Here is a 16668-nt window from a genome sequence, read left to right on the forward strand (position 1 = left end):
TATGACAAACATCAAACAAAAAATCACACCGAATCTGTGGTTTGACCGCCAGGCCGAAGAAGCGGCGAAATTTTACACCTCCATCTTCAAAAATTCCAGGATCGGCAAGATAATCCGTGCCAGCAAAGCAGGTTTCGAAATTCACGGCCTGCCGGAGGGTACGGTAATGACCATTGAGTTTGAGATTGAGGGACAAAAATTCATTGCGCTTAATGGCGGACCGCTATTCAAATTCACTCCAGCTGTATCATTTCTTGTCGCCTGTAATACGAAGGAGGAAGTCGATGCGATATGGGAAAAACTGTCTGAAGGCGGTACGGCTCTAATGGAACTTGGCGAGTATCAATTCAGCGAAAAATATGGATGGACGCAGGACAGGTATGGTCTTTCATGGCAGGTGATGTTCATGGGAGATCGTAAGATAAAGCAGAAGATCACTCCGACGCTTATGTTTGTCGGCGAGCAGTGCGGGAAAGCAGAAGCAGCGATCAATTTTTACACATCTGTGTTCAACAATGCAAAAGTTGGTGACATCGACCGCTATGGCAAAGGCGAAGAGCCAGACAAAGAAGGAACAATAAAGCATGCCGCCTTCACGCTTGAGAATCAGGAGTTTGCAGCCATGGATAGCGCTCTTAAACACGACTTTACCTTCAATGAGGCCATTTCATTTATGGTTGAATGCGAGACCCAGGAAGAAATTGACTACTACTGGGAGAAACTCACTGCGGAAGGAGGGCAAGAAAGTGTGTGCGGCTGGCTTAAGGATAAGTTCGGTGTTTCATGGCAAGTTGCTCCCACCGTACTTGAGGAGATGCTGCGAGACCATGATAAAGAGAAGGTGGAACGCGTTACCAATGCGTTCCTGAAAATGAAAAAGTTTGACATCGGGAAATTAAAGAAAGCATACGAGGGATAAATAACAAACGAACAACATCATTAAAAGTTAAGGAGAAAAATATGACGAAATTAAACATCTATCTCAATTTTGCGGGCAATACGGAAGAAGTGTTTAACTTTTATAAATCCGTTTTCGGCGGAGAGTTTACGTCTGTTTTCCGATTCAAGGATATGCCGATGGAAGGCGTAAATATCCCGAAAGAGGACGAAAACAAAATCCTGCACATCAGCTTGCCAGTTGGCAAAGACAACGTGTTAATGGCGACCGATTCTCTTGAATCTCTCGGAATGAAACTGACGCAAGGCAACAATGTTTACATTTCAGTCCACCCTGAAAGCAAAGAAGAGGCGGACAGGATATTTAACGCTCTTTCCGCTGGTGGCACGATAGAGATGCCTATCGCCGACCAGCCGTGGGGCGACTACTATGGCAGTTTCAAGGATAAGTTCGGAGTGCAGTGGATGGTGATTTACACTTATCCCAAAGGTTTGATAGAATGAATGACATGGGAAAAGTTATTTTAGGAGTAACAATATCACTGGACGGGTTTGCCGAAGATAGCAATGGTAACGTGGGCGCTCTGTATCCTGACCTCGATACACTGCGAAATACCGGGGTCTTACAGGAATCCATAGATACTACCGGCTCGGTAGTGATGGCATGGAAAGAGTTTGCTATGGCAAAAGACCCTGATTCTATCGCGGATAATTATGAGTATCAAGTGCCAATATTTGTTTTTACAGATAAAGAACCCAAAAAGCATCCGAAGGAAACTGACAGGTTAACCTTTACTTTCGTTACAGATGGTATTAAAAGCGCAGTCCTGCAGGCAAAAGCAGCCGCAGGCGACAAAAATGTTACAATTATCGGCAGCGCAAGCACCACCGGGCAATGCATAAGAGCAGGATTAGCTGATGAACTGCATATTGATATCATACCGGTATTTCTTAAAAGCGGTTTTCGGCCATTTGAAGATATAGACAATAAATCAATCAAGGTAGAAAGAATAAAAGTGGTGGAACTTCCAGCCGGCAGGACACATCTTAAATTCCGTATCATAAAGTAAAAAATAGGAAACAGGATAAAATATCTTGAGAAAAGTTCCAGTATGATCATCCGTTTCTGATAATTTCTGGATCGCCGATGAATACTCCGGACATAAGTATTAATTAGTTGGGATATAATTAACTCTTATGGGAGTTATTCGACTCGGCTGTTCAGGCTGGGGATACAGGGATTGGGCAGGTGTGTTCTATAAGGATAAAGAGGAGTCAAAACTAAGAGAATATTCAAGAATATTCAATACTGCTGAGATCAACTCCACATTCTACGGCTATCCCCGGCCCGGCATCGTATTTGGCTGGGCAAAGTATACTCCGCAGGATTTTAAATTTGCAGTGAAACTTAACCGCCTGATAACCCATGAAAAAATGCTAGAAATTTCAAAAGGAGTAGAGGATGACCTCAAAAGGTTCATGGAACTCATGAAACCGCTTCAAGAGTCGGGAAAACTTGCCTGCATCCTGATCCAGCTCCCGCCGGGAATGAAGTTCAGGAAGGACAGGATAGAAGAATTTCTTAAAATACTGCCTTGCGATATGCGATTTGCACTTGAATACAGGGATGAAGCATGGCTGACCGAACAAGCGCATGACCTGCTAAGAGATTATAATGTTGCAGCCGTAGCAGTTGATGAACCGCTGCTTCCCCCTGAGGTCAGGCTGACCTCTGACATTGCATACGTTCGCTGGCACGGAAGAGGTGAAAAAATGTGGTATAACTACCACTATTCGAAAGATGAGCTTGCAGCCTGGATACCGAAACTGAAGGAGATGTCGCAGAGTGCAGACGTCTATGGATACTTCAACAACCACTACTATGGCTATGCGCCTGAGAACTGTATAGATGTACTGGAGATGCTGGGGATGGCTACACCAGAGCAGAAAGAGATGAGGCAGCATATATCAGGTTACTGGAAAGGCAGGATAACGACAAAAGTGATTGCAAAGACGCTCAGCGATTATCTTGTGCAGGAAAAGAAAGGTATAGCGACATTACTATCAGGATTTATCGAAAATTTAAGGCTTAAAAAAGCAAGAGAGATAAAGGACATCGAGATAATGGAAATAGGAACTGATAAGATAGTTGCGGATGTAAGGGGTTATTCGGTTTACATTGATCTGGAAAAAAGGTTCATACTGCACGACTGCGCGGACTGGCAGAGAACTGCGCGAGAGAGGCGGTTTTGTAAGCATATCGGTGCATTGATGCTTGCGCTGCCTGAGGATATGGCAAGAAGTGTGCTTGAAAGGATCAGAATGCAGCAGTGGGAGTTCAGCCAGTATACGGGGGGAGGGGAGATTTATAAGTTGAATCGTTAAGTCCTTCAAATCCTCCATGTCTCCCACAAAACGATCTCATCGAGGCTTTTTCGTGGTGTGGGGCGTGGGATATCTGAGGGATATCCAACAGGTAGAAGCGTAACTACTCGAATCTCATCCGGGATATTTAATATTTCTTTGACCTTTTTTTCATCGAATGCACCAATCCAGCATGTGCCAAGTCCCTCTTCAACTGCCGCAAGTGTCATATGATCCACAGCAATCGCAGTGTCAATGGGATAAGCAAGCTGGCCGCAGGACATTACATATTCTTTTTCGACAGAACAGGCTGCAATAACTACAGGCGCATCTGCCAAAAATTTCTGGTTTCTTGCAGCTACTGAAAGCGCTTTTCGCGTGACCGCATCTCTTATTACGATAAACCTTCGCTCCTGGCGGTTTGAAGCTGAGGGTGAAAGTCTTCCTGATTCAAGTACTCTCACCAATTTTTCCTCTTCCACTTCACGGGGATCATACGCCCGGATGCTTCGTCTTGTTCGAATTGCTGTTTTCACATCCATAAATCTTCACTCCTTATTTTTTTAAATTTTGTTGATATATGATATAAGATATCAATTATACCATTATATTCATTATCCATTATCATCCATATATAATAAAACCCACGAGGGAGGGAATCAAAGAAACCATCACCTGGAAATGAAGTAGCTGACTATCAAGAGCTTATTATAATATTTATCTATAAATTCAATTGTCAATTAACAGGAGTTCCAATCCTGGTTTTGTGATTCTTGCTGTACCTTCATTTAATTCGATCAGTCCGGATTCATTCATAAATTTGAAAATAGCTGTATCTGAAAGCAGTAGCTGATCCCTGATAGTTTTAATATTCACTTTATCTCCATTTTTCAGTATTTCGAGAATTGAATCTGCATTTTCTCCGAATTTTGACATAATAGTATTAAATAATATGAACTTTCTTAAATAATACCACGGAACAAAGTTTCTTAACTCTTTTTCTTAATATAATTTATAAACTATATTTAGTATTATTTTATATCAGCTTCCGTCATTGTAGTGGTTGCCCTACAAGGGTCAAAATGAAGGAGACTTTAAAATGAATAATGAAAAAATTGAAAACCAGAGAAAAGATGAAGAAGAAAAAGTAGCAGAGGAAATTTTTAAGAAGGTACTTCTTGGCGCCGCTTAAAATAAAAATTGTGTATAATAATATTAAGGAGTTGTTAAAACTTTGTAACACTCCAACCACAATTATTTCTCCCTATCCTTTCTTTGCAATAGCAATTTTTTTAATATCTCGCAATAATTTCAACTATAATGGGGTTAATTTTCTTTTAATAGGGATTGCTGTTACACTTTTATCAAATTTCGCTTCTAATTTATGGAACCACTGTAATGACCTGAAAGAAGATGTTGCACAGGGGAAAAAAACAATTTTAACGGAGGAACCACATTTTCAAAAAATAGCGATTATTATAGCAATATTCCTTTACATAACTTCTATTCTGGTTGTTTATCGAGTATCGTTGGATGTAGAAAGACCGATTTTAAGATATTTTCTCCTATGGGCTCTGGCGACATGGTGTTATTCGGACAATTTCATATTTAAGAAATTAACCGGCTTTCGATTAAAAGAGCATTATTTGGGAGAGTTATTGACATACGGAATTGCGTGGCCAATGTTTACTCTCAGTACATGGTTAATATATTCGGATATAACTTCTACCTGTATAATAATTTTAGCAGCTTTTTTATTATTTAGTATATCTGGGCTGTTATTAAAAGATTTGAAGGATATATCCGGTGACAGAAAAGCTGGTTTGAAGACACTTGGAGTAGTTTTTTCTCCATCTAAATTGATAAAATATTCATGCTATTTAATGCTCATATATTATTTTATTATTTTAACTGCTATTACTATAAATATTTTTAATATGGGGATATTAATTATGGCTATCCCATTGTATTATTTTTTAAAAAATACATTTATTCATATGTATAGAAAAAAATGGACTCTTGATGTGGGGGATTTAAATGCCCTTAAGTCTCTGGGTTATTCTGCATATGCATCCGTATTTTTTTTAGGTATCAGCACTTTTTTTAAATTTTAATACAGGCATTTGTACCAGCGCTTGAAAAGAAAATATTTTTTCCAGACTCTGATAAATTATCCCTTGCCTGGAATTCCAATGGAAGATATGCAGAAGGAGCACAAGATAATATCCCAAAATAATTTTTTCCCAATAATTGTTTGACTTTATCTTTATATTCAAAAACTTTTTCTCCAAAAGCTGTTGTAACACCCACATCTAAGAAGAAATAAGTAAATCTGTCATTATATTTTAAATTTTTTAACGATGATATAAATAATTCAAACTTTTCCTCTACTATTTCGTATACGAGAGCCACATCCTCTGAATAATCCGATAGATCAGCATAAAATGGAAATAGCTCAAATGGATAATACGACCCAATTCCAAGCAGGAAAACTCCATTTGTTTTTTTATTAAAAAATAAAAGTTCATATGGAATATATAACTTATATTCTCCTTTTTCAAGTTTCCCTAACAAATCTTCTTTCTTTTTTTCAGCAGCATATATTAGATTTTCCACTGCCTCCACCGGGGCCATACCGTCCAGCGATATTAAAATATTCTTTTCAAAGATTGCTTTGAATTCTTTGATAACCGTAAATTCTTTATTGACATTTCGCCTGGTTTCTTCTATTGTTTTTCCTTTTTCTGAAAAAATATCATCGTAAATTGCATTGACATCTTGTTTTTCAATTACCAGAGCTGCGATCCCGCCTCCAATATCCCTAAAATTACAGAATATACTTGGGGAATTGATTCTGACCTGCGTATGCATTACATTTACGCCAATTATAGGTACACTATAACCAGTTTGTTTTGCAAAGATTTCAAGTATCGTTGGGGGAAGGTAAAAAATATTATCTTTATCACAATATTGCGCAAATTTACTGGCATATTCTTTCTGGTTTTCGATGGTAGCTCCTTTACATTGTTTACTATAATAATACCCTTTTGCAAAAAACTCAGCTGATTTAAGGACGCTTGGTACCCTGACAAGAGGAAAATGCAGTACTATACATCCATTATTACATTTTATCATTTTCGCAAGTTTTCCTGCCGAGTTTATTACTCCTTTTTCATTGACACCTTTTACTCTTATCTTTGCATCGTCATCTCTGCAAAGGACAAGTGCTGCCCCATCTGTCCGCATATCTTCAGGAAATATCATTCCATCTACTGAAGCTCCGATTTGCGGTATTTTACCAAACTCCTTATGAAAAATGTCCAGCATTGATTGGTACTTGCCATTGTATTTTAATGTTGCATAAAATAAAATAAGATTTGGATGAAAATCATTTCTCAAACGGGCTTTTTCAATAAGGTCATTGGCAGCTTGCTCATGATCTTTCTTATTTGTGAAAAATGTGATTGATTTCGTTTTAACACCTTATGTCACACATGCTTCTATGAATTTTGTCGCACGCAGCGTTTCAAGGGATATAAGCTGCTGGTTAGCTTCAGCTTTAGCAACAGTAACAAGAACTGTAGACTTTGAAGACGGAGCTATCAGGATACGGTTGTTCCTGAAATAAAAAATAGTTTCCTTCAAACCTTCCCGGTTCATTTCCCCGAGCACCCGGCTTATGTGTTTCTCAAGCCAGAACATAGTTTCCAGAAGGTGTTCCCTGTAACCAGGAACCCTTATGGTTATGGGCACCCCATCTATCCTGTATAACATACAGGCTTCAATTCCTTCAATATCATAGAGTTGATCAAGAGTATCTTCAAGCTCTATTTTCATAGCTCTTTTTCTCCTCCCCCAGGACAAGTTCAAGAATTTGTTGCGGGTCTTCATCATGTACCCAGTTTTTCCGCACGGATTCAATCTTTACCCTTATTTTTTGACCCGGCTTTCCCATGGTTTTTGTTTTTTCAATAGCTTGCATAAACCTGTCATCGAATCTGGTTTTTGGCATAACCCGGTCAATTTGTTTTTTTGAAGCTCTCAGTACGATTCCTAATCCTGCTTCTATGGAATAAGGATATATTCCTTCACCATGTTTTGATCCCCTGTGTTTCATTATCCTGATAGTCCTGTCATACATCTCCCCAAAACCAAGATTTTGCAAGAATAGAACCGTATCAGATAAATACAACGGTGTAGATAATAACCTGTTCATATGTTGAAAATCCCCGGTTGTTCCATAATTGGTAGCAGTTGCACCATCGGCCGGCTCTTCAAGAACTACAACTGTGGTTCCAAATGCTCGCAGATCCTGGAATATTGTACTGATCGATTTTCTTTTTTCTTTATCAGAATAAAATGTAGGATATGTAAAAGGATCAATTACTATCCTTGGATTTGCTCCTGGACTTGATTTCTTTATGATCTCTGTAATATCAAGGCTCGGAAACTCGAGGTCTTCTCCAAAAATATGGACTATTTTCATATCCCCTGTCTCTATATAATCTTTAATGGCCCCCCATCCTATGTCTTTGCAATCACGGATGATCTGTTGCTCTGACATCTCAAAGGAAACATAAATTACTTTTTCACCGCGATCCAGGCCGAAAAGTGAGTATTGCAATGCAAAAGTGGTTTTACCGACACCCGGCCCTCCATAAATAGAATTGACAGTATTTTTTCTGAAACCTCCATCCATCAATTCATCCAGACCATATATCCCTGTTAAAGTCCTACCCGTTTTCATAAACTACAACCTCATCATTATAATGTTATACAGTATGCCTTGGAGAATATTTATAGTTTAGTATTGAAAAAAAGTTTATACAGTAAAAAATCGCCCCATATTCCGGTAAATAGATTATTGAATCGTATTTGACCTCGAAAATCGTTCTACATTTTTATGCCTGAAATCGGGCAATATCCTGTCAAAGTATTTGACGACGACACATGGTTCAATGCATCTTCCACATCGGGTACAAACTTTTCCGATTTTAAGGTCAGGCTCAAGAACAATGGCATTAACAGGACAGACTTTCAAACACACACCGCATTTTGTACACTTTTTTATTCTTATCAGCTGCTTTGCAGTATTTTCAAAAACGGATCGTGCATCTTCATCTCCCGGCGCATTAACAGAAATGTGCCCTGATGAGAATATCCTGACATTCCCATCTTTTGTATTGATCAATAACACACCGAGATCTTCTGAAAAAACATTTTCACCCAGGATATTTGCGATATTTTGCACTTCCCGGGGCAAAAGTCCTGTGATATTTCCTTCCATTGTATATCCGCCTGTCCTGCATGGCGAAACACCTCCTGTCACTGTTATACCGAATTCTTCTTTTTTGGACATCAATTTCGTATTTATTTTGAGTTCTTCAGCAAGACGGATCATCTTTGGAGGAAGTGTTTTCCAGCGCCAGAACCCGTGCCTGATAAACGCCTCTTCCAGACCATAGTCCTTTGCCCAGTTCAAAAGATATTCGTTCCACCGCATAAAAAGCTCAGGATGCAGCTGGCCGAACCTGTAATATTCCGCGCTCAGTTCTGCAGGGCAAAGCCAGCACCCTACGCGCTCAAAACCCTCGTCATAAAGGGGATTATATTCAAGCTTACGATAAAAAATGTAAAGCCACACCTCGATGGCGCGCCAGTTCCGGATCGGGAACACGCTCACCTGGCCTGGAATGAACGGATTCTCTTCTTTTGGGGCGATACGTGAGCGCATGAATGATTCATATCTCCTTTTTCCATCAATTGTAAGGCATTTTTGTCCTGTGCGCGTGCACTCTTCTATTACTGAATTAATAGGGGCAAGTTTGCAGACCTTGCAGCACCACCTGAAATCCTTCGCAGGAGGCCCGAAATCCGGAAGATTCTTCCAGAATGCTTCATTTACATTGACTTCAATAAGATCGATATTGTTTTCCCTGCAGAATCTGCGTGCGAATTCAACAGTTTCCGGGAACTCGATGCCAGTATTTGCAAAGAACACTTTTATTGGTTTTTTCACAGCGCTGCGGGTAAGATCAAGCGTGGTCAGGCTGTCTTTGCCTCCTGAAAATGAAACATAGACTGGTGTTTCCCTGAATTCTTCCTGGTTGGCAATTCCCTTTATGGTATTGACAGCATCCTTAACAAGCCGTTTCATGTGAGGCGCATTTGCCCGGATGACATCTTCAAGCCGTGGTTTCCCTGGCAAAAAAGTTACTTTTTCTGATCCGATCTTTTTTATCTTTAACGATTGCCCCGGGGTCTTCAGCCCTGTGCTGCCCCTGTATGCTATCCCGAATCCGCAAAGGTTCTTACCTGTTACAAGTACGGTGTCCCCTTTTATGATATCATCAGAGCATTCAATTACTTGCTTCCCATCAAGGTTTTTCCCGCTAAGATGGCGTCCGCCGGATGAGATCTTTACGAGTTTTTTACTTATTCGTGATGCGATAAGCGCACATGCCCCTTCGACCATTAGATCGAGCTTGAAAGCAAGCTCTTTCATATCGAATCTCAATATCCCGAAATGCAACCCGTCCACGATTATTTCATCTGTTTTATCTTCACCAGGGATTTTATTCAAAAGGATAAGCTTTTCAGAAATAGGATTTTCACCAAAGGATTTTGAGATCAGGTCATTGATTATATTTTTTTCATGGGGTGAAGCAAAACGAACATCCCCAGGTGGGGACAGGTCAACCTTTGACCCTTTTTCCCTGCATATCCCGCATTGAGCTTCCAGTAAGGGGATATTGCATTTATGGCACCAGAAAAGAAGACTTTCGTCGAGATCGAATGAGGTGTTTATATTTGGATTTTGGTTTTGTTTGGTAATATGCATTTTATAAGTCACAAAATGGTTTCATGTTAATATAACAAAATGCTTTATTAAATTTTGGTATGAACTCATTTTTTGATCCACTCAGCGATGAGAACTCACTGGGATAAATTTATTTATTAGGAACAACAACCTAATCTCTGTGTTCCTATTTATTAATAGAAAAAATGAGCTGGAAATGCTTGATGAAAAATCCAGACAGCCAGAGCCTCAATTTACAGTGATTTACGGCAGGCGAAGAACTGGAAAAACCGAATTGATAAAACAATTTTGCAGGGATAAAGAGTATATTTATTTCCTGGCAGATAAAAGAGGCACGGCCTTAAATGCAATCAGGTTTTCATCAATAGCAGCGGATCATTTTAAGGATGCAGCCCTCAAAATAGAAGATTTTTACCTGTTGTTCGATTACATTCAAAGACGATTAGACGATACGAAAAAAACAGTCATTATAATAGATGAATTCTCATATTTAGTCGAAAAGGATGATTCAATATCTTCGGTTTTCCAGGGCATATGGGATGAAGTCCTTGTTAAAAAAAATGTTTTTCTAATTCTGTGCGGTTCATCTATTTCAATGATGGAACAAGGTGTGCTTTCATATAAGTCTCCCCTTTATGGCAGGAGAACAGGTCAGTGGAAACTGGCACCGTTCTCATTTAAAGAAATGAAGGAATTTTTTCCGAATTCTTCATTGATCGAGCGTGCGGAGATTTACAGTGTTCTTGGGGGGATACCGTTCTATCTCAACCAATTTAAGAAAAAAAATCTGTTCTCAAATATTGAAGAGAAAATTTTGGCAAAGGGTGAACCTCTTTATGAAGAAGTTGAATTTTTATTACGGGAAGAATTACGTGAATACTCATCATATTATTCGATATTGGAAGCCATCGCTTCAGGAAGCACAAGAGTAATAGAGATCGCAGAACACTCAAAGATAAAAACCGGGGATCTTCCAAAATATCTTAGCACATTGATCAAACTTGATATCGTTGAAAAGGTCCATCCAGTTACAGAAAAGGAGAAAACAAAAAAAACTATTTATAAAATGAAAGATAATTTTTTCAATTTCTGGTTTAAATTCGTATATCCGCATAAAAATGACATTGAGATAGGAAACACTCAAAAAGTAACAGATATTATCAAACAAGAGTTCACTGCTTATGTGGGGCATATCTTCGAAGACATTGTCAAAGAATTCCTGATAAATATGAATTCAAAAAAATTAGTTCCATTTAACTTCACAAAAATTGGAACATGGTGGAGCGGAGACAGACAAATTGACCTTGTCGCCCTGTCTAAAAATGAAGCGTTATTTGTGGAATGCAAATGGCAAAATCGTAAAACTGATGTAGATATTCTAATAAACCTGGTTGAAAATGCAAAATTCGTGAATTGGCAACGTGAAAAAGATCATTTTATGGTTGTTTCAAGATCTGGTTTCACTTTGAAAGCAGAAGATTTTGCAGAAAAACAGGGAATATCACTTATTACTGAAACTGAATTGAAGAGGGGTTTTGAGTGAATCACATTTTCCTGTTCCTTCTCCTTCGAGTTATTCCCAGCTTCCTGATATTTCCTATCGTTCCAAGATCTGTCCCGTCAAGCAAAAATGCCCTTGCATTTTCAAGCTCGATAGCATGGTTGGCAAAAACAGGCCCCAGTAAATCCTCATGTATGGACTCATTGAACGGTATCCCTCCGCACAATTCGTTAAATGCAGGCATAATAATTACTTCAGGATCCATCCACTCAATATCCCCATAATGATCTCGTATTGATTTCTCGATAAAATGCGTCCTTATCCACACCTTTTCAGAAACAGCATGCCCCAATGAATCCGTGAGCCTTACACTGGGATGGTTATGGGATACCATCACGTATTTTGCAGATAACAACTCCTCAACAGGCCAGGTATGGCCATGAAAATAACCCGCGCCGTCAAGCACAAAACCCCGCATGTCTTGCAATGTAACATTTCCGGTAATTAGCTCCTCAATATCCCCGTCATGATTCCCGGGCACGATATCAACAGGCGCATAAGCAGCTATTGTTTCAAGAAAATCCGGGATTTCTTTTTTTTCCTGCCATGATGTATGTGGTACATTATGTTTGATATCCCCAAGAAGCACGATCCTGTCCGGCTTCATATTTTCAAGATACTCACATATGCGCTTTTTTCTTTTTTTCACCTGGCTGGGGATTGAGAAACCCTTGTGATAGAGCTCCCATTCGATGCCAAGATGAATATCCGCGATCACAAGAACTTTTATAGTGTTCTTGACGACAAGTGCGGGTTCATTCAAAATAGGGGTTACTGTCATTATTGATATCCATTATTTGACATAATTAATTGATATTCCTGATGGGCATATAATTAATGGACTGCATATATAGTTTTCAGCTAATTTCTTGCCAGGTTATAGTCAAAAAGAGAAAGATAGAATGGAAAAAAATATCGTTAGACAAATCAACAATCCATATATATGCATGAATATGACGCAATAATTGCCGGGGCAAGTTTTGCTGGACTTGCGGCTGCCGATAGCCTGGAAGGGGATATACTTCTCATAGACAGGAAGGAAATCGGAACACGGCAGACTTCGGCGTGCGGGACTTTCACCTCAGTATTAGAAGAGTCAGGATGCAAAAACTCGATAATGCAGGAATTTGACACACTTACGCTGCATATTCCTGATGAAAGAAAAGTTGAATTGATCGAGCCTATCAGTACATTTGATTATGAAAAATTCTGCAAAATAATAGGGCAGCGCTTAAAAGTGAAAACCCTGAAAGCATCTGTAAAAGGTGTTGCGGGAGATGTGGTTTTTACAGATTCGGGAAATTTCAGTTCACAATGTATTCTTGATTGTACGGGCTGGAGAGCAGTCCTTGCCAGTTCTCTCAGGCAGGATTATGTTGACAAAAGAAATCTTGCATTCGGCCTGGAATCAGAGGTGGATTATACGGATGACAGCTTACATTTGTTGGTTGATCCTGAAATTATCCAGCAGGGGGCAGCCTGGATTTTTCCGATAGGAAATAAATCCAGGATCGGAGTGGCAAGTTACGCAGGAAAAACCCAGATCCTGCCACAACTTCGCGGATTCACAAGAACACTTGGTCATGAAATTTCAAAAACCCATGGCGGTTATATTCCATTCGGCCTTCGTGAACCTGTGGTTGATAATCTATTCATGGTAGGAGATTCTGCGGGTATGGCGCCGCCAACGACAAGTGAAGGAATACGCCCCGCGATAAACTTCGGCAGGGAATGTGCAGGGATCGTCCAGGGTATAATAGATGGTGATAAAATGCTAAAAGATGGCCTTATTGAGTACAGGGATATTGTAAATAAGAGTAAGAACAGATACAAGTGGCTGCTTAATATGCAAGCGCCGCTTCTTGATAATATTGTACCCGGAACCATCAAAAAGGCCGCATGCAGCAGTATATTTTCAAAAATATTTCAGAAAATGTATCTTGGGATTTGATTCGTAGTGATATCGCAAAGATGATCAAAGAGAATACAAAGAAAGAAATTCCCTCAATCAATGTGTGTGGTTCGGAGATAATCTCTGGACACCAAGCTGCTATCATGGCTCTGTTGGCAGTGCTGGGATGTAGTAGAGAGGTATATCCAATCACACAATTTAGATGAAAATAATAGGGAATAATTCTGAAATCGCTATATACAGGCCATGGACAATTTTTCCGGGGTATACCAGTGACTGCAACGCACGCTCGTTCTCGTGCATCCATTGGAATATCTTGAACAAAAATAATAATCGTGGTCGCTAAAATCGGGGCACGAATAAAACTACAAAGAATAAAAGTAGAAATAAGGGGATATAGATAATTGGAGTATATTCGTACTTCCATTTGCATCAAATTTCATAAGTTCTTACACTTAAAACCTAAGGGGGTTTTATTATTGGGTTCATACACCTGGCATACTTGTTTGAACGTACAAGATTTTGCAGCTACGTTTGGCTGCGATTTCCATGTTTTTCATCGGAAACCTCATAATAACTCAGAATATATAGCAGCTGTTTATGTTAAAGAGAACATTCAAGATTTCGAGAAAATTTTTAGATACTCTTTTTAAAGATATATACTCACATCGGATGGAGCAATTTTTATGACAGATTCGTAATAGTGGAACCTATCTGGTATATAAAATCAGATGGGGATATTCTTGTTGATTGTGTTTGCATAGATGACATAATTTACGATTTTAAAAAACCTTTTGGGAAAGTTGCAGCAGAAATAATAGACGAGGAAGCCAGAGAATTTATTGAGCAAGCTTTAATAATTGAAAAAAATTACATATTTCTATGCGATAATCCAATATTTTTTCCTTATAACCGTGTGGATAAATTTATTAATAGTCTTAAAGAAATTGATAATTTACAAGACATTGATGGACTTATTCATTATCACATTGATGAGAAAGAATTGAACGAATATGATATCAGAACACTTCAACTTTATAGCAATGAAATTCGTAATTTAAGTAAAAATGAACAATTAGGTTTGGTAATCTCTCAAAAAAATCCCCTAAGAAATTTCCAATTACTGGAACAAACAGAATTTATCAGTAATCTTTTTACTGAATTTAATAAGGGAGAAATTTCCATTACAGGAAAGCTATTTAATGAAAAGCTGGAATCCAAGATTTAATGTTGGTTCTATGATTATGGTAGTTCAATTGAATAATGCAAATGTAAGATTTAGAATATCGAAAAAACTAATATATCTTGACAGAGTGTAGTAGTTTATTTGGCTGGGCTATAATTTGATCCGGCTTGTGGAGAAACATAAACCAGAATATTATATAATGATATTAAGATGAGGCAAAATAGTTAAAAAATAATAATAAAGAAGTGACATAATGCTAACGCCTGAAGAAGTTGCTGGAATATTACTTGATATTGGGGCAGTAAGCCTGAATCCTGCTAATCCATTCATGTATGCTTCTGGAATTCTAAGCCCAGTTTATATCGATTGCCGACTTCTTGGTTCATTTCCAAATGAAAGGAAATCAATAATAAACACACTTATTGAAAATATTAATAATTTTTGCGAGAAGATAGACGTAATCGTTGGTACAAGCTCATCATCAATTTTACTTGCTACTCATATTGCTCAATATCTTAAATTGCCCATGGCATATGTAAGAACTTCTGCAAAGTCCCATGGTAAGGAGAAGCAAATCGAGGGGATAGTAAAAGAAGGTAGCAATGCATTATTAATAAGTGATATCATGTCAACAGAACAGGATATTCCAATTAGCGTAAAAGCGATAAACAATAGTGGCGGGAAAGTGGTCTATTGTTTAACAATATTCAATAATAATTTGGGATATATCGAAAGATTCTTACAGAAAGAAAAAATTCCATTTTACAATCTTACATGTCTTAAGGTATTGTTAGCCTATGCTTGGCAAAAAGGAAAAATATCGATAGATGAGAAAGCAATTGTCGAAGAATGGATGATTGATCCCGAAGATTGGGATAATGTGCGACGAGATCGCATAGTGCAAATGCTTGAAAAAAGCAAGAGAGAGATAGCGGAGATTCTGCTTAAAATAAAGTCTGTTACAATTAGTTCTAAAAGAATATACAAATACTCTTCAGGTATACTCAGTCCGATTTATACGGATAATAGATTACTTATCTCTTATCCTGAAGAGTGGGAATATGTAATCAATTCGTTTGTAAATGTAATCGTGAATGAAATAGGTATCCAAAATGTAGATGTTATAGGGGGAGTTGCCACTGCTGGAATCCCACATGCCGCTTACTTGGCAGAAAAACTTGGACTACCTATGGTATATATTAAATCCACCGCCGAGGAGTATGGAAAACACAGCAAGATAGAAGGTCATATAAATCAAGGCGAGAAGGTACTGCTAATTGAGGATCTGATTAGCACAGGGAGCTCCGTAATCTCCGCAGCAAAAGTTTTGAAGGAAGCTGGAGCTAAAGTCGATTGGTGCTTGGCGATTTTTAATTATAGCTTGAAGAAATCAAAAATTGCTTTGGAGCAAGAAAATATAAAATTAATAACCCTTTCTGATTTATCAACTTTATTAGATGTAGCACTACATACAGCAGTCATTACACCAATTGAAAGAGACTTAGTGCTTGAATGGAAAAAAGATATGGAGAATGATGCAGAAAGTTTATAAATGATTAATAAGCAATAATATTTAAGACAAGGAGGTTATGAGGTGAGACATATGGAAACCATAATAGAATATGATGAGTTCTATAAAATGAAAAAAGATATAAAAAAGGGAAAAATAGGTAAAGAAAAACAGGATTCTCAGATGGAATTTGAAGAATTTATTCTTTCTGGATGTAAATGTACCGGGTAGGGAAACCATGAAATGGCCATATAGCGTGTTTATAGAATTGACCAATAAATGCAATTCCCATTGTTTGCATTGCAGAGAAAATAGCGGCAAGAACCTACAAGATGAATTATCTACAGAAGAAATTAAAACAATCTTAACAGGCTGTCCCAAATCCCACTTCAATGAAAAAATGACATTATTTTCAATT

The 16668-nt window shown here is 38.3% G+C and carries 18 protein-coding genes; 11 read left to right on the forward strand and 7 right to left on the reverse strand.

Features of this window, described 5'->3' with window-relative positions:
- The first annotated feature begins 1 nt into the window (after position 1).
- From CL181_RS07820 to CL181_RS07835, 4 genes are all read left to right on the forward strand, one after another.
- The gene (locus CL181_RS07820) at positions 2–919 is read left to right on the forward strand and encodes a VOC family protein (RefSeq protein WP_097298748.1); all 918 of its coding nucleotides are present in this window, start codon (positions 2–4) and stop codon (positions 917–919) included.
- 41 nt (positions 920–960) lie between these two features.
- Entirely contained in the window at positions 961–1401 is a 441-nt protein-coding gene (locus CL181_RS07825) for a VOC family protein (protein ID WP_097298749.1), read from the forward strand.
- 5 nt (positions 1402–1406) lie between these two features.
- Entirely contained in the window at positions 1407–1967 is a 561-nt protein-coding gene (locus CL181_RS07830) for a dihydrofolate reductase family protein (protein ID WP_097298767.1), read from the forward strand.
- Between the two features lie 127 nt (positions 1968–2094).
- Entirely contained in the window at positions 2095–3282 is a 1188-nt protein-coding gene (locus tag CL181_RS07835; RefSeq protein WP_097298750.1) for a DUF72 domain-containing protein, read from the forward strand.
- Positions 3283–3287: 5 nt separating this feature from the next.
- Here the strand turns inward: CL181_RS07835 and CL181_RS07840 are convergent, their stop codons facing one another.
- Positions 3288–3803 (reverse strand): nitroreductase family protein, encoded by a 516-nt coding sequence (locus CL181_RS07840; protein WP_097298751.1) that lies wholly within the window; start codon positions 3801–3803, stop codon positions 3288–3290.
- Positions 3804–3990: 187 nt separating this feature from the next.
- Positions 3991–4197 carry a hypothetical protein gene (locus CL181_RS07845; protein WP_097298752.1) on the reverse strand — a complete coding sequence of 69 codons (207 nt, stop codon included), beginning with the start codon at positions 4195–4197 and terminating at the stop codon, positions 3991–3993.
- Between the two features lie 242 nt (positions 4198–4439).
- Between CL181_RS07845 and CL181_RS07850 the strand changes: the two genes are divergently transcribed.
- The gene (locus CL181_RS07850; protein WP_097298753.1) at positions 4440–5375 is read left to right on the forward strand and encodes a UbiA family prenyltransferase; all 936 of its coding nucleotides are present in this window, start codon (positions 4440–4442) and stop codon (positions 5373–5375) included.
- Here the strand turns inward: CL181_RS07850 and CL181_RS07855 are convergent.
- From CL181_RS07855 to CL181_RS07870, 4 genes are all read right to left on the reverse strand, one after another.
- A complete protein-coding gene (locus CL181_RS07855; protein ID WP_141398837.1) occupies positions 5365–6396 on the reverse strand; it encodes a hypothetical protein in 1032 nt (343 codons plus the stop codon). The genes CL181_RS07850 and CL181_RS07855 overlap by 11 nt on opposite strands.
- Before the next feature lie 348 nt (positions 6397–6744).
- On the reverse strand, positions 6745–7098 hold the full coding sequence (locus tag CL181_RS07860) for a hypothetical protein (RefSeq protein WP_097298755.1): 354 nt from the start codon (positions 7096–7098) through the stop codon (positions 6745–6747).
- Positions 7082–8008 carry an ATPase domain-containing protein gene (locus CL181_RS07865; RefSeq protein ID WP_097298756.1) on the reverse strand — a complete coding sequence of 309 codons (927 nt, stop codon included), beginning with the start codon at positions 8006–8008 and terminating at the stop codon, positions 7082–7084. The genes CL181_RS07860 and CL181_RS07865 overlap by 17 nt, the downstream gene beginning before the upstream one ends.
- Positions 8009–8122: 114 nt before the next feature.
- A complete protein-coding gene (locus CL181_RS07870; protein ID WP_097298758.1) occupies positions 8123–10102 on the reverse strand; it encodes a phosphoadenosine phosphosulfate reductase family protein in 1980 nt (659 codons plus the stop codon).
- Between the two features lie 139 nt (positions 10103–10241).
- On the opposite strand from CL181_RS07870, the gene CL181_RS07875 reads away from it, so the two are divergent.
- The gene (locus tag CL181_RS07875) at positions 10242–11624 is read left to right on the forward strand and encodes an ATP-binding protein (protein ID WP_141398838.1); all 1383 of its coding nucleotides are present in this window, start codon (positions 10242–10244) and stop codon (positions 11622–11624) included.
- Position 11625: 1 nt separating this feature from the next.
- On the opposite strand, the gene CL181_RS07880 is transcribed toward CL181_RS07875, so the two are convergent.
- Entirely contained in the window at positions 11626–12423 is a 798-nt protein-coding gene (locus CL181_RS07880; protein WP_097298761.1) for a metallophosphoesterase, read from the reverse strand.
- Positions 12424–12585: 162 nt separating this feature from the next.
- On the opposite strand from CL181_RS07880, the gene CL181_RS07885 reads away from it, so the two are divergent.
- The 5 genes from CL181_RS07885 to CL181_RS20835 form a co-directional block, all read left to right on the forward strand.
- Complete coding sequence (locus CL181_RS07885) at positions 12586–13593, forward strand: hypothetical protein (RefSeq protein ID WP_097298762.1); 1008 nt, start codon at positions 12586–12588, stop codon at positions 13591–13593.
- A 664-nt stretch (positions 13594–14257) separates the two neighbouring features.
- Complete coding sequence (locus CL181_RS07890; protein ID WP_097298763.1) at positions 14258–14782, forward strand: hypothetical protein; 525 nt, start codon at positions 14258–14260, stop codon at positions 14780–14782.
- A gap of 211 nt (positions 14783–14993) precedes the next feature.
- Positions 14994–16292 (forward strand): orotate phosphoribosyltransferase, encoded by a 1299-nt coding sequence (gene pyrE, locus CL181_RS07895; RefSeq protein WP_097298764.1) that lies wholly within the window; start codon positions 14994–14996, stop codon positions 16290–16292.
- A 51-nt stretch (positions 16293–16343) separates the two neighbouring features.
- Positions 16344–16481 (forward strand): hypothetical protein, encoded by a 138-nt coding sequence (locus CL181_RS20230; RefSeq protein WP_176505113.1) that lies wholly within the window; start codon positions 16344–16346, stop codon positions 16479–16481.
- A 7-nt stretch (positions 16482–16488) separates the two neighbouring features.
- A partial coding sequence (locus tag CL181_RS20835) for a hypothetical protein (protein ID WP_217993117.1) occupies positions 16489–16668 on the forward strand: 180 nt, incomplete at its 3' end.

It is taken from the genome of Candidatus Methanoperedens sp. BLZ2, from assembly GCF_002487355.1.
GTDB lineage: Archaea > Halobacteriota > Methanosarcinia > Methanosarcinales > Methanoperedenaceae > Methanoperedens.